This is a genomic window from Nostoc sp., assembly GCF_054880495.1.
This window is the reverse complement of sequence record NZ_JBTYKD010000104.1, coordinates 167,081-188,605: the sequence shown is the minus strand read 5'-3', so window position 1 is coordinate 188,605 and position 21,525 is coordinate 167,081. Positions and strand designations below refer to the sequence as shown.

14 protein-coding genes and 1 pseudogene are annotated in these 21,525 nt (G+C 41.6%); 5 read left to right on the top strand and 10 right to left on the bottom strand.

Annotated features, from left to right (window positions below; genetic code table 11):
- Positions 1 to 223 precede the first annotated feature (223 nt).
- Together ACYTXL_RS12480 and ACYTXL_RS12475 are read left to right on the top strand one after the other, a co-directional pair.
- The gene (locus ACYTXL_RS12480; protein ID WP_015328472.1) at positions 224 to 1,009 is read left to right on the top strand and encodes a ParA family protein; all 786 of its coding nucleotides are present in this window, start codon (positions 224 to 226) and stop codon (positions 1,007 to 1,009) included.
- Positions 1,009 to 2,127, top strand: coding sequence for a ParB/RepB/Spo0J family partition protein (locus ACYTXL_RS12475; RefSeq protein ID WP_461925016.1), 1,119 nt, complete (start codon positions 1,009 to 1,011; stop codon positions 2,125 to 2,127). Before ACYTXL_RS12480 ends, ACYTXL_RS12475 begins: the two co-directional genes overlap by 1 nt.
- Before the next feature lie 165 nt (positions 2,128 to 2,292).
- Here the strand turns inward: ACYTXL_RS12475 and ACYTXL_RS12470 are convergent, their stop codons facing one another.
- The 3 genes from ACYTXL_RS12470 to ACYTXL_RS12460 form a co-directional block, all read right to left on the bottom strand.
- Positions 2,293 to 3,150, bottom strand: a complete 858-nt coding sequence (locus ACYTXL_RS12470) for a hypothetical protein (RefSeq protein ID WP_461925015.1) — start codon at positions 3,148 to 3,150, stop codon at positions 2,293 to 2,295.
- Between the two features lie 61 nt (positions 3,151 to 3,211).
- Complete coding sequence (locus tag ACYTXL_RS12465; protein WP_461925014.1) at positions 3,212 to 6,556, bottom strand: DUF3987 domain-containing protein; 3,345 nt, start codon at positions 6,554 to 6,556, stop codon at positions 3,212 to 3,214.
- A gap of 1,381 nt (positions 6,557 to 7,937) precedes the next feature.
- On the bottom strand, positions 7,938 to 8,306 hold the full coding sequence (locus tag ACYTXL_RS12460) for a transposase (protein ID WP_461925013.1): 369 nt from the start codon (positions 8,304 to 8,306) through the stop codon (positions 7,938 to 7,940).
- 239 nt (positions 8,307 to 8,545) lie between these two features.
- Between ACYTXL_RS12460 and ACYTXL_RS12455 the strand changes: the two genes are divergently transcribed.
- The 3 genes and pseudogenes from ACYTXL_RS12455 (at position 8,546) to ACYTXL_RS12445 (ending at position 11,050) form a co-directional block, all read left to right on the top strand.
- The gene (locus ACYTXL_RS12455; protein ID WP_461925012.1) at positions 8,546 to 9,625 is read left to right on the top strand and encodes a hypothetical protein; all 1,080 of its coding nucleotides are present in this window, start codon (positions 8,546 to 8,548) and stop codon (positions 9,623 to 9,625) included.
- Between the two features lie 17 nt (positions 9,626 to 9,642).
- Positions 9,643 to 10,284: pseudogene (locus ACYTXL_RS12450) on the top strand (replicative DNA helicase); the annotation flags it as partial.
- The gene (locus ACYTXL_RS12445; protein WP_461925011.1) at positions 10,247 to 11,050 is read left to right on the top strand and encodes a hypothetical protein; all 804 of its coding nucleotides are present in this window, start codon (positions 10,247 to 10,249) and stop codon (positions 11,048 to 11,050) included. The pseudogene ACYTXL_RS12450 and the gene ACYTXL_RS12445, both read left to right, overlap by 38 nt.
- 241 nt (positions 11,051 to 11,291) lie before the next feature.
- On the opposite strand, the gene ACYTXL_RS12440 is transcribed toward ACYTXL_RS12445, so the two are convergent.
- From ACYTXL_RS12440 to ACYTXL_RS12410, 7 genes are read right to left on the bottom strand one after another with little or no spacing between them, the layout of a single operon-like run.
- On the bottom strand, positions 11,292 to 11,501 hold the full coding sequence (locus ACYTXL_RS12440; RefSeq protein ID WP_461925010.1) for a hypothetical protein: 210 nt from the start codon (positions 11,499 to 11,501) through the stop codon (positions 11,292 to 11,294).
- A 54-nt stretch (positions 11,502 to 11,555) separates the two neighbouring features.
- On the bottom strand, positions 11,556 to 12,299 hold the full coding sequence (locus ACYTXL_RS12435) for a hypothetical protein (RefSeq protein ID WP_461925009.1): 744 nt from the start codon (positions 12,297 to 12,299) through the stop codon (positions 11,556 to 11,558).
- Between the two features lie 5 nt (positions 12,300 to 12,304).
- On the bottom strand, positions 12,305 to 14,290 hold the full coding sequence (gene pglZ, locus ACYTXL_RS12430) for a BREX-3 system phosphatase PglZ (RefSeq protein ID WP_461925008.1): 1,986 nt from the start codon (positions 14,288 to 14,290) through the stop codon (positions 12,305 to 12,307).
- The gene (locus tag ACYTXL_RS12425) at positions 14,287 to 17,100 is read right to left on the bottom strand and encodes a DEAD/DEAH box helicase (RefSeq protein WP_461925007.1); all 2,814 of its coding nucleotides are present in this window, start codon (positions 17,098 to 17,100) and stop codon (positions 14,287 to 14,289) included. Before ACYTXL_RS12425 ends, pglZ begins: the two co-directional genes overlap by 4 nt.
- Positions 17,101 to 17,105: 5 nt before the next feature.
- On the bottom strand, positions 17,106 to 17,633 hold the full coding sequence (locus tag ACYTXL_RS12420) for a hypothetical protein (protein WP_461925006.1): 528 nt from the start codon (positions 17,631 to 17,633) through the stop codon (positions 17,106 to 17,108).
- Between the two features lie 2 nt (positions 17,634 to 17,635).
- Positions 17,636 to 18,685, bottom strand: a complete 1,050-nt coding sequence (locus tag ACYTXL_RS12415; RefSeq protein ID WP_461925005.1) for an AAA family ATPase — start codon at positions 18,683 to 18,685, stop codon at positions 17,636 to 17,638.
- Entirely contained in the window at positions 18,678 to 21,518 is a 2,841-nt protein-coding gene (locus tag ACYTXL_RS12410; protein WP_461925004.1) for a DNA methyltransferase, read from the bottom strand. The genes ACYTXL_RS12415 and ACYTXL_RS12410 overlap by 8 nt, the downstream gene beginning before the upstream one ends.
- Positions 21,519 to 21,525 lie beyond the last annotated feature (7 nt).

The following is a 21,525-nucleotide window of genomic DNA, read 5'->3' as shown; positions in this document are numbered from 1 at the left end:
AGAGGCTCGTCCTCCACAGATAAATTAGGGGGCTTCTCGACTAGCAAAAAAGCCTCTCCCAATTTTTTCCAGCCTAGCCTCGGCGAGCCGAATATAATTTTTTAAATTCAGTTTGTGTCGGATTTCAAAATACGACATTTATTAAAATTCTCAAACTTATGTTTGTCGGATTTCAAAATTCGACAAATCATTGATATACTGCGACTAAGTTTGAGCAATTTTTATGAAACAGATAGTTCTCGCACTCCTGGCTAATGCTGGTGGAGTAGGTAAGTCTACCATTAGCACACATATTGCCTATGAAGTAAGTAAGCGGGGTTATACAGTAGCTATGTTAGATTTAGACCCCCAACGTTCATTGGATGTTTTTTGTGGTTTGTCACCAGCCGAAGCAAATTTAACCACAGTAGAGTTACTTTCTAAGGATTTTAAAGGTGATTGGTCATTAGTACCAGTTTGGGATTCCAAGGTTGAGGTGTGTCAAGGACATCCCTTGTTGGCTGAAATAGCTAATGAATTGGTAATCAGAAAGCGTGGAGAATATAGTCTAGCGGACAAACTAAATAAATATTCATTACCTCATAACTTAATTATCTTGGACTGTCCTGCAACTTTGGGTATGCTAAACGTCAATGCTTTAGCTGCTGCTACTCATGTTTTAGTTCCAGTACAGTTAGAAATGAAAGCTATTTCTGGTTCGGCAGAGTTAGTTGAATGGTGTATTTCTACAAGTGACGAGTTACAACTTGAACCACGTCCACCAATTTTAGGGTTTGTTCCCAGTATGTATAACGGAGTAGTAGCTATGCACAGGCAATACCTGGCACAGTTACCTGCAATTGCTGAGAGATTAGGGATAAAGTTATATCCCAAAATTCGTAGTTCTAACGAGTTTAAAAATGCTAGTGCCTATGGATTACCATTGCACAAGTATCGTCCCAAGCATCCTGCTTGCAAAGATTTCAAATTAATTGTTGATGATGTCATTGCATTAATTAAGGAAAAATAATGGCAAAAGGATTACCGCAGATAGGCGATAAATTTAAAGGGGCAGTACAGAAAACTGATCAAGAACAAAGAATTACGGATTTGCAAGCTGAAGTAGAAAGGTTACGTGCATCGCAATCACCAGAATTAGAGACAGAAATCGCCAAACTGCGCGAACAATTGCAAACGCAAACAGGTGAGATTGCCATTGATACGGGTCTAATTGACCCTAACCCTAATCAGCCAAGACAAACAATTACACAAGAGTCTATTCAGGCAAAAGCGAGATTACTAAAAAAACATGGGCAGATTACACCAGTTATTTTAGTGACTCAAGATAACGGTCGTTATATGCTCTTGGACGGACAGTTACGTTGGTCAGGAGCGAAGCTATTAGGATGGGAGACTATTCGGGCATTAATCGTACCTCAGCCACAGGATTTAGATCAATCATCGTTATTGACTTTTTTAGGTTTTGAAGATTTAAATCCACTAGATAAGGCAGAAGCAATATTTAAAGAGATCATCAAATCAACTGGTTTAGAAATTGATGAGGTTGCTACAACTCTTGGTGCTGTACTTAAGCGGCTTGAACGTAATAATCAAGTCAAGGAACTAACAAAATTATTAATTGCTAGTAGTGAGGAGCAACAACAAGGCTTAGAAGTACTAGATATTAATAACGAGGAGCAAGCTTTATTTTTAGTGTTCTTAGAATTTGGGTTGAATCCTGCTTCTGTTAAATCCAATCTTTTACCAATGTTATCTTTGCCAGAAGATTTAAAAAAAGCAATTCGTCATCAAGAACTGAAAGGCGCTCACGCATTGGCATTAGCAACATTGTCATCAAAAATCTTGAAAATTTCCGAACAAGAAGCAGCTATAGAAAGAATAAAAGCAACAGAACAGGTATTAAAAAAAAGTTTAACTGTACCTGAGACACGCGACTTAATTAAGGGCATTAAAGCTAAGTATTTAACATCAGAGCAATCTGAATCGAAAGAAGTAAAAGTAATTATTCAAAAAATCACTAGTGGATTATCTGAGATTACTTTAGCTAATGCTAGTCGTGAACAACTTCAATCTCTACAAGGAATTTTGTCACAGAAATTAAATGAAATTGGTAAGTTAATGGGATAAAATTTTGTTGTTATTTCAACTATGCTAATCAGAGTGAATGCGTCTCAAATGCTTTTGAAAAGCAGGTTTAAGCTCATCGCCAAGCTAAGGTAAAAGTCGCGTAGCCATTGTTACTTAGTTGTTAATAAAATTTTTCTGCATGAAACTCAAAGCTGATTTCTAGTTTTATTCGCAGCCCACACCATAATACTTCTCCAACCATTGCAACAAGCCTTCTTCAACGGTCGTTAAGTAAATCTGCCGTCCTAAAGACTCCAGTACTCTATAGGCACAGCGATCTAGTGTTTCACCAGATCGCAAACGAGAAATGCGTTTGCGGATTTGTGGCAGTTGACGATGTGCTTCTGGTGAGTCAATTCTGTTCAGGTTTTCAGGTTTCACGTTTAGAGTGGTATCATGAACATCCACCTCTACAGTAAAGTCATTAAGATTAACTGCGATCGCCCAACAGCCATTATATTTCCGTTCAGTCCCCTCCAACCTAGTTAAGGTAAACACGTCACCTAATTGACAAAAATCAGTAGCAAAAAACAAAGGCTTTTCCTTGAGGCGTTCCACAATCCCCTTCACAATACCTCCACTTGGTACTTTACCACCAGCTTCTTCTACTCCTTGTAACCATGCAGCTGCTTGAACCTCTGGTTCAAAATTCGCTTTAGCCAAATCGCGCAACTGACGTTCATTGGTCGGCATGGGAATTTGCCGACCATTGGTCGGCAAAAATTTCTGAATGTTGTCATAGACAATAGCCGCTGCAATCTTCAGGTAAGCAGCGTCGCGACTATAGTTGAAGCGATCGCGGCAATATTCCTCAAAATTCCTATGAGTACTCCGGTACAACCGCCTGTCTCTCAGTTCTCTCAAGGCACAACCCGCCTCGTAGAATGCCCGCTCTATTTTTAGCTCCAAAAAGTGACGTTCAGATGCTTCGTCCTCAGTTAGCTCTGAGAGCAGATCGACCGTAACTACTACAGTATCAGGAGCCGATAATTCAGACTCTGTTAAAAAATTTTTCGAGTGCATGGGTTCACGCTCCACCAACTCAAGCAAAATGAGGATGACAGTGTTAAAAGTGCGCTTACACCTAGCTAGATGGTCTTGGTCGGACTTGTCCAACAAATGTGTACATCATCCCGTCTGCATTAAATAAAGTGAATCGCCCACTAATACCGACTAAATTGGCAATCCTCACGCAAGCATCAATGAAATATCCTCGAATCCACTCTCCAGCCGCCGTTAGCACCTCGACTGGTTGGAGCTTGCGGTTGCTTAAGTTTCTACCTGTAGCCGTTGGGTTCACATCTTGCTCTCTCTGAGTAATTGCATCCAAGGATACCGAGTCATCGGTGAGGGCTACTATTTCAGTAGAGGCTTGTAAGTAGCAGTCTGGCACTGACTCACCATCTAATGGCAAGAGCGTTGGCACACCGTCGCACTCAACCATATGGTGCACATTATCGTTAAAGCGATCGCCAATGAATTCCAGATTTGACAATTCATCAGTTGACAATTGACACTCTGATTGATCAAGAATGTCAATCGAATCACTGCCAGTAGCCGTGGGCATCTGAACGGTTGAATTGACAAATTGACATAACTCTAGCTCTTCCACATCCAATGAGGAATTTAAGTCGCAACTAGTGAGTTGCTCTGTCAGAAAAGATGCCACCGAATCTGTGTCAACCGAGTCAATTATGTTGTCAAACGCAGTAGTGGTTAATGTTTGAGGAATTGACACTGGTGTCAATTCTCTGTCAAATTTGTCAATTTGGCTCAGTGACACACCATTTGGCACATAGACTGAATTGGAGCCTTCACCCTCAACACGACCCCAACCCGCTGCTGCCATCATTTCCATCAGTTGCCGAATTTCAAAAGTCGGTTTTTTACGGAAAGCGCGGATGCCACTTTTGAGCATGGAAGCTGTAGCCCCTCCTAGCCGTTCAGCCGCCTTCTGGATTTTCAGCCCCCAAGACATTAGCCCTGATTCGGGGGAGTTTTGAGCATGAATCAATTTATGCTGCCAAAGGAAATAAGCTGCTAGCTCAATTGCCTTGGACATCGTGTCACCAGAAATGACTAGGCTTGGAGTTTCACCTGTTAAGACAGCATTGACGATGTGTAACCACAGTGCCAACCTTGCGGTGTAAGCTTCAATTTTGGCGTAGACTACTCTTAGTCCATAGGACTCTTCAGCAACTTGGGCATCTACGAGAGAATGTTGCCACGCCTCGAACAACACAGCTGCCTCTGTGCTTAAAAGGTAATCTTGTTCCGGCACGAGGGCGAGTTTTATGTAAAGCTGACGTAGTGCTTCGGAGATACCAGTATCGGGAGCAGCATTTTCTCCAACTAAGTCCAGGTAACGTTTGGGGGACTTAGCAGCACAGAACAGCCACCGAGCAAAATTACCGTTGTAGTCGTTGTGATCCCCCATCATGGCAGCTAAGACTTCCCACTGAATGCTACCCGTCCTTGAAATGGCACTTTTGGGTAAACACACAGATTTTTCTGAGCGATCGTAGATAATTGCAGATCCGTTGAATTGATCGAGTTCCTGCTCTTCATCAGCACCTAAACCACCGCGATACTGATTACGAGTTTTGAATAAACCTGCTAGTTCATCCCGGTAGTACAGCAGTCCCCGTGGGTTTTCGCTATGAATCCGTTGTAATGTCTCCAGCGTGCTGTCCTTAGTTAAGTAGCGTTGGCGGACGGGTACTATTAGCGGCTCCTCTGGTGAGTCGCCATCCTGCTTTTTACCTTTACGCGCTGTTTGTAACTTATTGTATTCAGCCATCTCTATCTGATAGCGCTCAAAAGCCTCTGCTTCTAATTGCACCAATGGGTCAATAATTACTCTTTGTGCAGGTGTTTTCACGGAACCAGAATCGCCAATAATGCTCGTCCATATCACCAACGGTTGGGTGTACTTAGCGGACGGTTTGACAATTATCCGGGCTGCTGAACCAACCTGAGATGCCGCAGTTCCCAAGAGGGTCGTAAATAAAAATTCGGGAGCTGTCGGCATCGCGTTAGCGGTATCAATTAACAGTCGTGCGAATTTAGGTTCGAGCAATCGGGTAAGGTCAAGTTGATCAGGACAAGTTTTTAGGAGAGAAGAAAGTTTTTGTTTAGCAACTAAAGTATCGCTTTGTGTATCTACTTCAAAAGTAAGTAGTTTAGCTAAGTGTTCAATTTGCCGATATGGAAATCCCACCTCAGATGCCAAATTCATCAGTGCGAGCGATCGCATTGACTCGGAATCATAACTGCCCAAAATTTTTAAAATGCGCTCGTGCAGTTTGACATCTAAAATAGGTGACTTCTTCCCAACAAAGGAATCATTACCAAAATCAGGACTACCAGAACTAGCTGATGAATTTTGATTCCGTTTAACATAAGTGTTCCAGTACCAAGCCTTAATGCAGGTTTCCACACCAGAAGGAGTGCAACTCGGACCTGGGCGCTCTTTCTCGGCTGACTTCCAGATAGCATTAACTTCTTTAGCAGGCAATGGTGGGGTGCAACGACTCGCATAGTCCTGCAAAAGTTGCTGTGGATCGCCGTCAAACCGCTGACCGATGCTAGTCAGGTGATTGGCAGTGCCAATTAAGTCTCGTGCTAGTTTAGCCCCGTTGGTATTGCGACCCCCCTCATTCACCCCTGAGTTTAGCAGAGCGCGAGACTCTTTGGAGAGACAGACTTCCAGAGGTACTTCTGTAGGCACAGGCACAGAAATGTCTTGAAAAAGACACGGGTACGTGGGGATGTGGGGATGCGGAGAACTGTGTTCACGCTTTCGTTGGACTAACTCAGGATTTTGCGACAACGGTACAGAGGAACGCAATTCTTCATAGCTGTACCGAAGACCCGACTGGGAGATAATATCGCAACGTAGCGGCTCTTCCCCTGGCTTGATGTGCCATGCACCAGCCAATCGCATTACCCGACTGGGATTTTTGATGGCTGGGTCAGCGCTTGTGTAGGTTAGCAGATCAGTTTGCAACTGCTTCCACTCTTCAACTGATGTGGGTTTTTCAAACACCCAGTAAGAATGGATTGATTTTCGAGTCTGAACTTGAAAGGTTGGCTCTGGTAGCGAGAATGTTTGCCACAAATCCCGCTGTAATTCTATTTCTACGTCATCATGCTCAATGAAGACTGCACGGCAGAGTTGAACATTTTCATCTTTGTGACCACCGCCGTTAATCACAAAATATATGCCGTAACCCTGCTGTTGCCACTGCAAAATTTGTTTGAAGTTGAGATGATCAGCTTTGCGTCCTGTGCCAGGGGCATAACAGGGGTCTTCTTTGGGCAAAAAAGCCCGGACATAAACAGCATCGCCCCGCTGGTATCCCAAAAGCTCTAGCTGTTTAATCGCTTGTGAGGTATCAATGTCTAACGATAAAAATTGTGTAGTCATGACCAAGCTCCCTCCTTGTTCCAAACAGAAGTGAGCGTGGAGATAACAGCTAATGTGTGATTACGGTATCTAGAGCAATTGGCGATAAATTTGTGTTTAATGCCAGTTTTCAAGCCTAAACAGTCATAAAAAGCAAAATTTGTGAAGGTTACTTCCATTGAACACTAACTCCGTGAATTTCTTGGTTGACGGAGCCGGGACAGCAACAAAAGAACAACTCTCCACGCTTACCTTTTAACGAAAATTTTGCTAAAGTCGAGATACTTGTTGAGTATCTGGATTTTTGTTCCACGTAGTTGGTCGCTGCGTGACTTTAACAAAGTTCCATTTTTTAGGTAAGCGTGGAGAGAACAGCGTACTTATGCTGTTCTCCTCGGCTTTTTAAATTTAAATGCCAAGACAGTTTGGCGTTGTTGAATCTATAAATAGGTATCTCTGTTGGTTGTAGCAAATAAATTTACTGTCCCCTTTTCAGGCTTGGACAAGCTCTAGGACTAGTACTTGTCAAGTTCCCTATATGCTGGGAACGCTTTGCTATAGACCGTAAAGTTAGCCCATGCTTGTACCTACGCTCGGTTCTTGTTCGCGTTCGCGCAGCGTTTCTGTCAGGAGAAGATCGCTACGTTTATGCTGTATACCTGAGCCTAATTTTTTAGGAGCAAGCCCACAGGCGGCGGCCACCCGCTACGAATGAAACAAACAAGTCAAAGCCTCTTTCCTTCTGCCTTCTACCTCCTGTCTTGTTTCTTGAAAGTTTTACAAGCCCACACTCTACCCGTACCCAGGTCAGTGTAGGTAGTTGACGGTTGTTACTATCTGAGCGGCATGGTCTTAACCCCTTTTACCTTAGAACCACTCAGTACTAGAGTACAAGTTGGGTACACGCTTGTAGATAGGTTTTTTAACACTTGCTTTAAACGTAGTTCTTGCGAACTTAGGTTAGTCAACTAAAGGACTCCTCGGCTTTTGCCCGAAGCCCTCAACTATAAGTTAGGGGTTGCTGACGAATGAGCAAGCTGTTAGATATAGAACTTAGCACTGAAAGATTTTGAGTTCAAGGGGGCAAAATCGCTTATTTGCTGGTCTCACAGGTCGTTTATACGCCGGACTCACATACAAAACTATACGCCGGACTCACATACAAAACGGCAATAATGCATATTATAATTGTGTATTAAAATACTCTTATTTTTTGAGAAACCTGCTGAAAAACCCTTTTTAAGGTTTAAACCGCGTAAGTACTTAGTAAAATAATCTAGCTAAGGTACTGATAAAATTATACGCCGGACTCACATACAAAACGGGAGCAATATACGCCGGACTCACATACAAAACTATACGCCGGACTCACATACAAAACCTTCAAAATCATACGCCGGACTCACATATCTTTGTTTAGATTTGTTACAAAAAGTTTTTGTCCGTCTTGAAAATAGAGTTTCGGGACTAAGGGCTGGGGATTGGCAAAAAAGTTTTCAATGAGATGACGGGCTTTGTATAAATCTCGGTCGTAGTCACGAGGTCTGGTACGGTTGCGTTTGGGAGGAATCACTGCGGTTTTGCCCTGTGCCAGAAGTCGCTCAATTACTCGCTCATCGGCATCATAACCTTTATCTGCCAGTACTGTGTCCGCCACAATATTAGGTAGCAGTTGGTCAGATCCATCAAGATCACAAGCTTGTCCGGGTGTCAGGTGAAAACTCAATGGGTTGACCAAAGCATCTACCACAGCATGAATCTTAGTACTCAATCCCCCAATGCTTGGACCAATGGCCTCTGTGGACGCATCCCCCCCTTGCACCCGCACTATGCTGGTCGGCGCGGACAATTGTAGAGTCAATCATGGCATATTCGTTGTCGGCATCATCAGCCAAGTGCTGAAACACCTGCTCCCACACGCCTGTTTTTGACCATCGACTGAAGTGGGTGTGGGAGGATGTCACCAAAATGGCAATACCCTAGATAGTAGAGAAATATTAGGGAGCAGATGTGAAAGAAAAAGACGTTTTTTTCCCGGTGGATGGAGAATTGCTCATGATATTGCCCAGAGCAGCAGCAACAATTAGAAACCCTGATGTGCAACTACCTATTTTCCAAGTGGATGCAGATGGCTATTTCTTGGAAATGCGAGTTCAAGCTGACCCTGAAGACAAAAGTGAAGTTGCTCTTACCCGTCGTGTTCGACTAGAAGATATTACGGAAGAGCAGTGGGAAGAAATAAAGGAACAGTATGCCGATGTTGATATAAAAGCCTGTACAGACGAAGGAATTAGTAAAGGACTCGAGAAGATTCAAGACCGGCGCGTTCAGCGCTTATTTGTGGCATTGCTTACATTTTTAAATCCAAGGCAAATTTCCATTGTGTTATTTCTGTACAAGAAAGCGCGAGAGCAGGGTAACGGTCCTCTAGTTTATTTTCGGGCTAATGAGTTGTTGAAGAGTCTGGGGTATGCCAGTACTCAAAAAGGTACTATTACTGCCAGGTCAAGGTCGCAGCTTAACCAAGACTTGGTTGCTCTCCATAGAACTGAGCTGGTGTTTGCTCAATCTCTAAAAAAAGGCAATACAAGGGGAGCAAAGGTCATTGTCAAAAGTATTCTCCGTATTCGAGATTATGAAATTGATAATTTACCGCGAGACTTTGATTTAGCTAAAGCTGCTGATTACACCTATGAACTAGCAGATGCTTATACGGTGGCACTGGAATTTTTTGATGGGCCACAGCAGACAGGAGACTATGTCCTCTTTTCCAACAGTATTGATATTAAGCAGAAGCAGGGAAGTAATGCCAAGTATGACTATAAGACGAAGTTACTGATTTATCTTGCTAACCGCATGAAATGGGATACATTAACTGATGGACAATATTTGGTAATTTCTAGGCAATATCTATTTAAGAATCTAGATTTGTTAGCCAGTAACCAGTCTAGAAACAACCAAATTCTGTGGCGGACAATAAAAGAACTGCAAGCTGAGGGTTATATATTAGATGCCCAAGAAATATCTGGAAAACGGAAGATGATCAATATACACTTAAAAATCAACCAGGACAAACTCCGCTATAACTAAAAAGTACTCAATTGTAGTACAGGCTGTGGAGTTTAATTAGTATTACCAACGCCTATAAGCATTTAGAGTTAACGCCACTAAAAAGCGATCGCATCCGCAGACATCGCTTAGGCAATAAACCCCTAGCAGACTGGGAATTTACAAGCATTGCCAAAATCGTCGGTGTTGCTTCAGAACTACCGCTGTACATGAATGACTCAAGGGGCATCACCGTTTCACAAATTGCATCAGAATGCCGTCAAATTAAGGCTAAAGAGGGAAAACTTGGGTTAGTTGTCGTTGATTACCTACAAATGATGGCAGAAGATTCAGGCGGCAACCGGAGTTATGAACTAGGAGATGTAGCCAGGGGACTTTACAAAATGGCGGGGGAATTGGATGTACCCGTGCTAGCACTGTCGCAAATCTCTAGAGGAGTTGAGGGTAGACAGAATAAGCGCCCAATGATGAGCGACCTTAGCCAATCAGGAATTTTAGAAATGGTGGCAGACAATATTATTCTTGCTTACCGAGATGAGTACTACAACCCAGACACTACAGACCAAGGAATATTAGAGCTAATCATGGCTAAAGCACGGCACGGTGAAACAGGCACAGCAACGGTATTTTTTGACAAGTCCTATGGAATTATCCAGAATTTGCGCTCCGGAAATATTTGAGTCCTCAAACTGCTGTCAAAACCATCCGCCTCCTGTATCGGAACTTTTACTGGGGGGTATTGATAATAGCCCTAGTAAAAACTCTTCAGAAATAGAGATATCCCCCAGTAAAGACAACCCTAGTAAAAAGCGCAGAAATTGGGGTGAGGGTAACGGCACTATTCATTGGCGCACCATTACTAGGGGTGGAAAGGACTATCCCCAGGCTTATTATCATTGGCAGGAAAAAGGGAGAAAGAAGACCAAGTACATTCCCAAGCAAATACTTGGGGATATTCAAGAAGCAGAGTTCAAGAAGCGCCCAATTAGAGAAATTTTGACATTACTGGGTGTTGTGCCTAGCCCTAGTAAAAACACATTACTGGGGGATATCGAAAATAACCCTAGTAAAGATGTTGAGCAGCCAGAAATACCCCCCAGTAAAAATAACCCTAGTAATGATGTCGAACAGTCAAAGATATCCCCCAGTAAAAATAACTCTAGTAACGATGTCGAGCAGTCAGAGATAACCCCCAGTAAAAATAGCCCTAGTAAAACTAGACGACACAAAGGATTAGGTAGTGGCTCCATTCAGTGGAAAACCATCACCCTTCACGGCAAAGATTATCCCCAAGCTTGGTATCACTATGAGTTTTGGAAGGATGGCGATCGCCTGGTTAAAAAGTGCAAATATATCCCAAAACGACTATTAGAGAGAATAGAGAAGCTAGAAGCAGATAAAGCCCCAGTCAAAGAGATTTTGTCAGTATTGCAAGTAAAATTCTAGAAAAATCATTACCTCAGAAAAGCTGTGCAAATCGTAAATACCATATAACGTTTTTAGCAAGTTGTTTATGTTTTACATTTTTAGGCTGTGATTACTTCTAAGCAAAGGTCTTAGCAAATTAAATAATCGAGTATAATCTTTAGTCAGAAGAGCGAATTCCTCGATCCGCTCCTCAACCCACTGGGAAAAATCTTCTATCCCATCCTCTAAGAATGCAGCTTTCATTTTTTTCTCAATCTGCTTATTTATATAGATGGTGGTTTGGCGATAGTCGGGGTGCGTCACCGAACAGCCCGCCGTAGGCTTCGCTTTCCTTGCCTCTTGCCAATTTTCTTAGAGGAAATCTCAGGCTGTGGCTGGGCTTCATTATTCCGTGCAGCGCCGCCCTTTGATATGAGCGTTGGGAGAGAAATTTCAGGTAAGCGATCGCGATCGCCCAAATTTTAGCCATTTCTGCGTTGATGTTGACTAATTTGTTCTTCCCTATTGCATGACAGTCCTGCCACTAATGCCGCAGCATTACCATATTTTCATCAAGACCTTGACAGAAAAATTCTAGTCTTTGATTTTTCTCTAAATCTCTAAGGTTGATGGAACTGACAATAAATGGAAATAATGCAGGTGTTTGGCTAATTACACCTAAAGCTTGGGAATTAGAATTACTTGCAATTAAAACTGCTTCTATTAGCCATCCTACCAGTCTCTTGTTATCGACTAATTGCACTGATGCTGGTTGATATATTCCTTTTTCATTAGTATCTTGCAAGACTCCCCAATTGACAAAACAGCGTAGAACACGTCTAGTAGCTCGTGATACTGTTTCTCGTTCGCCTAATTGCTCTTTGATGCGTCTTTGCACCGAAGCTGCTGCAAATAAACCTTGTAATCTCAGTAAACGCCCAACGTTTTCTGCAACAGTCCCAAAAAATGGGTAAACAGCCATAGTCATCCCCCAATGGATAACTATATGTTGATTAGGTGGGCTGATTCTCAAAAGTTCTAATGCCTCATCTCGTAGCGGTTCTAGGCTTTTTGGTACTCCAACCCAGATTTTCAAAAGTATCGAAATGGTTTTTCTGCGACCACTAGATTTACTTTCACTGCCAACTGAAACCTTATCTTGTAAAAATTCATCAAGTGCTGTTTGAATTTCTGAGCGTGTAGAACCAGCTAAAAGAAGGTTGGCTGTGAGTTCCAACCAATTTAATTGAATACGCTGACTAAAACCAACTTCTACCCGCCTGCTCATTTGGATTAAACTGAAACGCTAATAAATGGTACTACTAACTCTTCAACAGAAATACCACCATGAGCAACAATTTGTTTCCCTTCTTGAATAAAAGCTTGGCGACCTGGTGCTAGAAGCGGTAAGTATTTTTCTGGTAATCCTAAAAGTGGCCACTCAATTGCATTGGGGAATTCACTTTTAACTTTTGCCCTCAAAATAGAATCTGAGTATATTCTTACTCTTTCTCCACGTAAATCAGCGATCGCACCTTCTCTGGGCTGTCCGATACCAGTTGCCTCAATGTTACCGTGGTCAGATGTCAGAAAAATTTTAAATTTTTGTGCCAGTAGAAGGTCTAACAAATTCGCCATCCAACCAAGTTCTGCCCATTGGCGTACTTGGTTATGCATCCCCGCAGTACCAAGTTGCATTCCATGCATGATTTTATCGACTTTATCCACCACTAAACCTACTACCCGTAATCTGGGGGATAGTTTCTGTTCTACCAACGAAACACTATCTGCTTCGCCCAGACCTTTAGCATAGGCAACTTCAGCCAGATTTAAGCCTTGATCAGTCCAAAATTGTTTCCAGAGAGATTCTTCCTTAGCTGTGGTTTCTAGGCTACTGGGAAAAAGAATTGGAGGTTTCCCTGCAAATATTGCTTGCCTAGAAACGGAAGTGATTGTAGGTAGCCATGCAAATACTGTTTCGTCGCGGAAGCTTAACTGAGGACTTTGTGCAAGCAGCACATCTTTCAGCACTAACCACTGGTCTAAAGCTAGACCGTCTAATACTACTAAGGCTACTTTATTGGTTTTTGATGCTTCCAAATACCGTGCTAGAAAACGCGGAATTTGGTGTAACATTACAGGCGGAATTGGTGGCTGATTGTAAAGTGTGCCATAGCGCGAATTTATCCAGCTAAAAAAGGCTTTGTCTACCTTCTCTTGCAGGGTAAGAAAGTGTTCATGAAAATCTGATATCTTCTCTTGATGCCACAAAACTATCAATTTTGCCCAAGCTTCACCAAACTTCAGCCACTCTTGATGCTTGGCATCACTGCGAGGAATGGATACATCTAGAGATTCTAGTAAACCTTGTAAGCGTCTGTGTTGGTAAGCTTTTGGGTCAAAACTCAAACCTACTTTTATCCAAGAATTTGACTTCAAGCTTGTGGTTGTTATTTTTAGTTTGTCAGCATCTATAGGCTGGAGATAACCTTCTAAGAAAAGATGGTTGATGTAAATGCGAATATCTTGATTGTCGAAAGGCAATTTAGTTACAGTGGCGTAAGTACCAGTTGCTTCAGAAACTTGGCTTGATTTTACTAGGTGCTGACGAACAAATTCTGGCCAGGCTTGCTGCAAAAAGGCAAAGAAGGCTTGACGATCGCAAATGATTGTTTCTAGGGGTAAGGTGGAAAATAATTGGCGATCGCGTAGAGTTTGAATGAAGCGATCGCATAAAATCTTTGGTAGTCGTTGTCCCCGATAGTGCCAACGCAAAAGAATTAGCAGTAAATCAGATGTTTGCTGGATTAAGTCGGGATCAATGTTGTAAACATACCGCAGAATAAAATCCTTAGTAGCATTCTCACCTAATTGTTCTGGCTTATGTTGTGTCTGTGCTTGATATAGTGCATCAAAATCGCTGCGGTCTAGGGAATTAACTACGCTGTAGCTAAGATGGGGAAATAAATTGCCTATACTGAAAGCAAGCTGCCGTCCTGTTTGTACTAAGTCATAAGGCAGCAAGCGTAACTCTTGTGTATCCTTGTTGACAACAACTACTAAATCTAACGCTGCACCTTGTTGTTGCTGGGGACGATATTGGGATTCGTAGACGTAACGGAAAGCGATCGCATCCTCAAAATGGACTATCTCAAAACCTCGTGCTTGTATTGTTTGCAGCATCTCTGGTTCCGTTAGCAAGCCGTCTGGATCTGCAACTAACGTCAGAGTTGCCACCTGTGGGGTAAATTCTTTTAAAATTTGGTCACGCCAGTTCACGAATAATTCTCCACGCGCATTAGCAACAAGGGTATTAATTCTGGTGTTACCTCAGATTTTTGCTGCATCGCTTCCCGCCAAGTTTCTTCCTCTTGGGTTAGCTGTGCCAATCTGTAATCTCTGACTTGAGGCAGTCCAATACGTTCTATTGCACGTCGTCTTGCTGCAAAAGCATACATACTTTTTTCACGTTCTTTTTCAAGCTGTTGGTGATGTTTTCGTAGCAGTTCTTCATAAATGCCCTTACCTTGAACTAATGCCGTTTCCCAGACTATGCCAAATGCTTTTGTTGCTTCTTCTCCACAGAGGTGTTTTTGAATCTCCACTTCCTCTGTTAATAATTGTTCCCAAATATAACGGGCTGTAGGTAAGAAAACTCGCCCATCATCATTAAGAAATAAGGGCATCATCCTTTGCTGATTCCAATCTTCGGTATAAATGGCAATTCGCCACAGTGACCAAAATCCTTGGACATCTCCTGGTAAGCCTGGGATGGAAATACAAGGGATGGGTTGCCCTTCGGCGAAAACTTGTTTCGCCATAACTATGCCTCGAATTTGAGAATCTTCTAAGGTTAAGTGTTGGGCATTGGCTGTGACTGTTGCTAGTGTTGCATTAAACACAGTGTTTTTTAACTGTTCACCTGTAGGTAAAGTTAAATTCCAAGTGTCACCTTGTTTTTCAGCTATGCCACCATGCGATCGCAAATAATTGATGGTCATTCGTTCAACCCAGTGGGGAATGGGATGATCTATTAGTTGTTGTGCGGCGGTAGGATCTAGTTCCTCGTTTGTTTGGTAAATTGCTGTACTTTCTTTGGCTACTACTAGCTGTTGTTGTACTCGACTAACAACTTCTTGGACTTTGGTATCTAAAGTTTCTGGGTTGATCAGGGTTTCGATATACAAGTCGTCAAATATCAGTCCGGCTTGTGCTGAATCCAGGACATCGCCAGTTTTGTCTACACCAAATTCGCTAAGAATAACTGCCAGCTTTTCTTCCAGTACCTCACGGACGCGATATTCTACGGTGTCTTCAAACACGAAGTTCAAAGCGCGGACAGAGAAAGTTTGTCCAATTCGGTCTACCCTACCAATGCGCTGTTCTAATCGCATCGGGTTCCAAGGAATATCGTAATTAATGACTACATGGCAGAACTGTAAGTTTAATCCTTCTCCACCGGCATCAGTGGAAATTAAAATGCGAACATCTTTGGCAAAGGCTTCTTGAACTTGTTTGCGTTCCTCCATCCCCATTGAACCGTTGAGACAAACTACAGAGATACCGCGCTGAGTTAAAAATTCCCGCAGCATTTTTTGGGTAGGGACAAATTCAGTAAAAATCAGAACTTTGATGTCAGGGTCGCTTTCTTCCTGTTGCAAGCGATAAATCCAGTCTAGTAACTCTTCCGCCTTGGGGTCTGCACCTGCGGCTTCTGTCAGTTTGGCAGCTTCTAGTAATAATTCCACCTCGGCTTTTTCGTTTTTAAATGCTTTGAGTCGGGTTGTCAGGAGTGAATCAACCTGTTCCTGTCCGTCCATTTCTGACCATTCCTCCGCCGCAAACATGGGGAAGAGGGTTAGTTGTTCTTCTGGTTCGCGCAGGACTTCTAACCGCCTTTCTAAAGTGGTGCGAATGGCATGGGTGGAAGATGTTACTAACCGTTGCATTAAAATCATTAAAAAGCCAACATAACTTTTTTTCTGTTTTAGTGCTTGGTTGTAACCTTCACGCACGTAGTCGGTAACTGCTTCGTAAAGTTGGCGGTGCTGGCGATGTTTTACTGACCACGAAACTGGTATAAGCTGAGTTTGTCTTGGTTTAAATAAAGGTTCTCCTTGGGCGTTTATGGCACGGCGTTTTTCGGTACGAATAACGTAAGGTTGTACCCGTTCCCGCGTGACGCTGGAGATATCGGGGAAGGCAACAGGATCTAACAGAGAAATGAGACGATAAAAAGCATCGGTTTTGCCTTGATGCGGTGTGGCAGAAAGCATTAGAAAGTAAGGTGCAGCTTCTGATAGTCCTTGACCGAGTTTATAACGGGCAACTTGGTCGCTACTACCGCCTAAACGATGGGCTTCGTCTACTATGACTAAATCCCAAGCTGCGGCGATTAAATCTTCAAAGCGATCGCGGTTATATTCTGCTAGTTGTTCTTTTGTCCAGCCACGGCGTTTATCCATTGGTTTTACTGAGTCCATTGGACAAACTACTTGGTTAAAAAGATTCCACGGATTTTGGTTTTCTGGGTTGCTATACAGACGCTGCAAAGTTTTGATGTCTTCAGGAAGGATAAGCTGAAATTCTTCGTTAAAATGCAGCCGCATTTCGCTTACCCACTGGCTGACTAAACCTTTGGGGGCAACTATCAGGATACGTCGCACCATTCCCCGCAGTTTCAGTTCCCGCATAATTAGCCCAGCTTCTATGGTTTTGCCCAGTCCAACCTCATCAGCTAGCAGGTAGCGAACGCTATTACTGGAAACTGCTTTTGATAATGCTTTGATTTGATGCGGTAAGGGAATAACAGCAGATTCAATTGGTGCTAGGAGTACATCTTGAGTCAGTGCATCTGCAATGCGGGCAGATGTGGCAATGTAGGCAATACCTGCTGGAGTGGTTATTCCTGCAACGGATAGGGGTTTTAGTGTGTCTGCGCGAACGCGAACTACTGTTTCTTGGTTGGGTAGCCAGATGCGATGGAAGGTATTACCCCAAAGGGTTTGGGTTTCAATAACTTTGCATAATTGGCGATGTTCTTCACTCCACAACCATTCACTTAAGTTTATTCCATGATTGAGTGCCACGAAAATTATACGCTGACAATTGCCATTCCCATTCTAATCGCAGTTTCGTGGTCTACTAATGTAATATTTTTTATATCAAATAACTGTAATCTCCCTCTGAGTTTGTCTTGCAAACGAGTTTTGAGGGGACTAAGTTCTAGCTTCAAGTGTGCGCTAGTTATTTTGAGAACAAATACAATTTTTAATTTTTTGGGTTGAATTGGGAAAGAATGACAGAAAGTTGGTAAATCAGCACAAATTTTTTGACCTTGAAGAGAACCTGACCAAACAGAAGATAATATCAATAAACTATCTGTTACTTTATTAATTAGCTTATTCAAAAGGTGTTCAGGTAGCCTTTCAGATGGAGTTAGGTGAGAATAGTCTTTAAGTTCTAATAACCAAAACGTATCTTTTGTAGAATCCCACCAACCAAAATCTATTTCTGATAAGTTTTGACCATTTAAAATTGTATAAGTAGGGCAGTGTTGAAAACGAAAACTTTCACCGTCTGGTAATGTAATTCTCAAACCACTTTCGTCATAAATTGGCATACTTATGATTGCAAATCTAGTTTTACATCATCTTCATATAGCTGTATAGAAGCATCTATGATGGGATTGTCGGGCATTCCTTCTTTAAGATCATTAAATTTAATAGTGATGATATCTTCGGATTTTTCAATACAGCATAACTGAATACTCTCTTGATGTTGGCGTGCTAGAATTTCAAACTGTTTAATTACAAAGTAACTATGGGTAGCCATATAAATTTGTACACCTACCTGACTGAGAGAATACAGCATATTACATAAAGCAATGATGGCACGAGGATGTAAGTTAGTTTCTGGCTCGTCAATAAATAAAATTGTGCCTTTATTAATTGTTCTATTACGAATTAATGTAGTGATTATACTAATTTTTTTAATGCCTTCTGCTACCTGAGACATTTCATATTTTTCACGTCCTTTTTTGAAAACGAACCTTTTTCTTTCTATGGACAATTCCCCTTGAAACAGCTTTTGTAAATCAGCTAAAACATTTTCTAAAGGTTTATCAAGTTTTCTCAGAGAAGTAGGTATTCTGAGAGCTTGTATTAAATCTTGATAAGTTTGATCAAAGCCAAATATTTTTAGCTGTTCATTTACTGCTGCAATAGCATCCAAAGCCGTAAGAACTTCTTTTGTAGGTAGATATAAAGCATTTAAATCTAGTTTTTTATATACTTCATCTGTACATTTAGTGATAGTAGCTTTTGTGTCTTTACCGAATGAAAAGCTATATTCGTCTCCATTTGGGAATTCTCCTCTTAGCCTAGTTTCAACATTGAGACGATTTCCACTTTTTCGCACAAGTTCACCAAGTTTCTTCTTGCTTGGTTGATAAACCCAAAAAATTTTCTCTGAGAGAATTTCTTTCCAGCTTTTATTATCTGATTCAGAACGTTTAGTATACTCCTCCACACTCTTAGCAATGCAATAAAGCATTTTAAGAATATAAGTTTTACCTGTATCATTCTCTCCAATAATGATGTTAATCTTTTGGTGTTCTCGCCATTCTATTCTTGACAATACCCCTAAATCTTCTACAAGTAGATATTCAAACATTATCTTCCCCTACCCTAGTCAAAGCTTGGTCGTACCACATTAGTAGTTTAGGGTCTTCTTGAAGAATATTTTCAGGGATTTTTTCTGCTACTTCAATAATTGTGCGGTAGTTACGTTCTTGCCATGCTTTCTTGAAACCAGTACGAACTGCTTCAAGGCGAAACTTTTTTATTTGTTTTTGTTTAAACTGCCGATATTCTTCAAATTCCTTGAGCAAAGTTCGCTCTCTGAATTTCTCTCTGTCTACAGCTTGATTGAGGTTCGGAACATACCATCTATCTTTGGCAGCATCTATCAGTATGGCATCTGTTGTCTTTAGTCCTGCTTCTGATGGTGAATTTTGTTCAATTTTTTGGATTCTCTCACGGTAAATCGAAGATTGTTTTAGCCATGAAACAATTTGTGCGGGTATAAGTTCTTCGCCTTCATAACAAAGAAAATTTTCGGTTAGTAAATCACGTAATTCCAGGGATTTTTCATACCTAGACCAGCTTGGTGTTTCCTTCATGAAATTGGGGGTCATTTCTTGAAGTGTCTGAGGTTTTTTAGTAAGTTGTTGCTTCAACCAGAGAATCGCACTTGATTCGTCTGTGATAAAAAGTTCTAACTGGAGAACTTCTTTTACAGTCAAGCGTTTTTTCTGATATTCAGCACCTTGTTCTTCCAAAAAATACATCTCATCATGTTTGGAAAACCGTTGCTCAAGTCCAAGATAAAATTCTGATGCTGATAGTGGTACTGTTGCACCTCGCTGAATATGAAAAGCAACCATGCGGTCAAATAAAAGATAATTTAGTCTTTCGGCAATAATTTCAGACTGACCATTTTCAGAAATAAATACTGGCAGTTGTTTTAAATGGTTTCTTATAAACTCCCAAGCACCTTCTTCTGTACCAGCTTCTAACTTGAAATGTTCTTCTAAGCGAATGTTGGGTTTATAAGCTGAGATGACGAGATCCTGCTTAACAGCTGTACTGGTAACTTGTCGGTAGGAACCTTGCTGTTTATCCAAGGTACGGACATCAGCTACAACAAATCCGGCTGAAAGCATTGCTTCTTGGATAGAATTCCATACAGCGTTACGGGAATTATGAAAAACTACTGTCATCCATCGACCGGGTTTGAGAACACGACAGTATTCTTCAAAACAAGATTGCATTAAGTTTTGGTAATCTAGCAATCCTTTACCCTTAGCTTTATCAACGATAGCTTCTGGTTGTGCGTCGGTATGGACGCGATGCCATGACTCGACAAAGAAGTTAAGGTCAGCATAATAAATATTTTCGCCAAAAGGAGGGTCAGTAAAAATGTAGTCTATTGAATTGTTAGGCAGACCGACTTTAGCAGCAGTACCAGTAGTAATTACAGCTTGGTCAATATTTGTACGAAAGGTAGAAAAGGCTTTTACTAGTCGCTGAAGTTTTCCATCAAGCTGATACCAAGGACTAACTTCTGTTGAGATAGATGGCACATAGTAAACCCCGTTTAAGTCTAATCCAACTTGTGAACCACCTATTTTTCCATACTGAATTGGCTTGTAGCGGTTCAGGATGGACATACCGCGCACTGCTTGCTCAATAAAAAACAAAAGCATATTGCGTATTCGTCTATCTCCTATAGCAACAACTTTTGACCATAAAGTGCCTAAAGCTTGGGCTGCACGAGGAATAAACAAATGGTGAACGCGTGTAAAACCTTTAGGTGCTAAACGCGAACCATGATACATCTGCTTAATTGGAAAATTGTTGGTAGGTATTGTTGTTGGTAACGGAAGTTGTTCTATTAACTTTAAAATTTCCAAATCTTGTTCATCAAGTTGTTTTTCATACTTAGCTTTTTTAATACTATAGTTAACAAATACTGGTATAAACTTAATTCTTTGATGAGGTTCATTAGTTGCTGGATCTAAGAAAGTTTCCATCAACCTTTGCAAATTATCTTTTGTTAATTGTGCAGAACAATTAGGGCAAGGGAATGTATCTCTGACTCGCTTAGTTTCTTTATCTAGTGCTTCTTCTAAGAAAACTATTTCTGTCCCACATTCAGGACAAGCAAAAACTTCACTCCACACTGTGTAGTTAATTTGACCTTTTGTTTTTCCATCTGTGTGCAGGGTTTCATACATCCAGCCGATTTCCTGCTTGAGTTCATCTAAAATTCGCTGGGCTTCACGCTCAAAAGCTTCGACATTAAATGGCAGATTGTAATTTGCCTCAATAAAAGTAGCAGCTACACCTAAATCATTCAATACGGCTCGACGAGAACCCCATTTAGGGGCTGGCAAATCTGCCGCTTTTCGTTCAGTTTCCACTTTGTATCTGAAATCTGGATCTGGTTTAGCACACATTTGGGCAGCTACACCTGTCATTCCAGAGCCAGCAAAAGCATCTAAAACAATATCGTCAGGTTCAGTATAGTGGAGAATATAGCGGGCAATCGCCTTATGCGGAACCTTTGTGTGGTAACTGTGAGCTGTAAAAAGACCATCTGTTTTACCTTCGCTTACATCTGCTGTAAAAGGTTCTCGCTGATAATTATCTGTATCTAAGTTGTAATTTTTACCGAATTGCTCGATAAAGTCAGCAATCCAAGGATTGGGACAAGCAGTATAATAAGGTGGATCAGAAATTGCCAAGATATCCTCATCTTCACCCAGAGGAAATCCCTCAATGTTGCGAAACTCAGGTTCTTGCAGCTTTTCTCGGAGTTTTTCTAAGAAATAAGTACGCCTTGCTTGCTCACTCTCAAAAGATATGCCAATGCACTCTACTGAGCCTGTTGACCCAGTAGCGATTTGCTCAAATAAGTTAGGGATGTAGGGGTTTTCGGTCATTCGTATA